Consider the following 1,027-nt stretch of genomic DNA (forward strand, 5'->3'; position numbering starts at 1 on the left):
CCATGAACACGTTCCGCAACTACATTTCCGTCGCAGCCCTGGCACTCGCCCTCTCGCTTACTGGTTGCTCGGCGCCCGGCACGGCTTCCTCCACCGGCCAGGCCGGCACAACAGTGCCGGGCACCCAGTCCGCCGTCACGCTCGCCTCCATGGAGGAGGACACGCACTTTGATTCCGATGACCTCACCTGGGACCCTGCCAAGGAAGTGGCCGTGACACTTGGCGACGGCGCCACCACCGTGGCCGCCGGATCGACGTCGGACGCCGTCAAGGCCGCCGGCAACACGGTGACCATCAGCGCAGCCGGCACCTACCGGCTCTCCGGCAGCCTGTCCGACGGCCAGGTGGTCATCGCAGCCGGCGAAGAGGACGTTGTGCGCATCATCCTGGACGGGGCGAACATCAGCAGTTCCACTGGCTCTCCGCTCGTTGTCCAGAGCGCCAACGAGGCCATCGTCTACCTCGAGGACGGAAGCACTAACGCCATCGAAGACGCCGCCGGCTATGCGGATCAGGGAACGGACGCCCCCAACGCCGCTCTCTATTCGATGGCCGACCTGACCATCGCCGGCAACGGATTATTGACGGTGAACGGCAGGTACAACGACGGCATCGTCTCCAAGGACGGCCTGGTTCTCGCCGCAGGCAACGTCAGTGTGGATGCCGCGGACGATGGCATCAAGGGCAAGGACTACACGGTATTGCTGGACGGCGCGTACACCGTTACCGCCGGCGGCGACGGTGTGAAGGCGGACAACGACGCGGACGAGGGGCGCGGCTGGCTGCTGGTCAGCGGCGGAGCGCTGACGGTGAAGGCAGGCGACGACGGCGTTAAGGCCTTCAGCCAGCTGACAGTCACCGGCGGCACCGTCACGGTGGCAGAATCCGAAGAGGGCCTCGAAGCCGCCCACATCGCCGTCAGCGGCGGCACGGTGAACGTCACCGCCAACGACGACGGAGTGAACGCCGCCGGCGGCAGCTCCAGCACCGCCCAGGGCGGCGGCCAAGGCGGCGGCCAAGGCGGCGG

Annotated in this window: 1 protein-coding gene; it reads left to right on the forward strand. The window is 67.5% G+C overall.

Annotated elements, in window-relative coordinates; translation table 11 throughout:
• Window positions 1-1,027: carbohydrate-binding domain-containing protein (locus LQV16_RS23520; RefSeq protein ID WP_229996235.1), on the forward strand; the 1,027-nt coding region annotated here is incomplete at both ends.

The organism is Arthrobacter sp. Bi26, from assembly GCF_918697925.1.
Classification (GTDB): domain Bacteria; phylum Actinomycetota; class Actinomycetes; order Actinomycetales; family Micrococcaceae; genus Arthrobacter.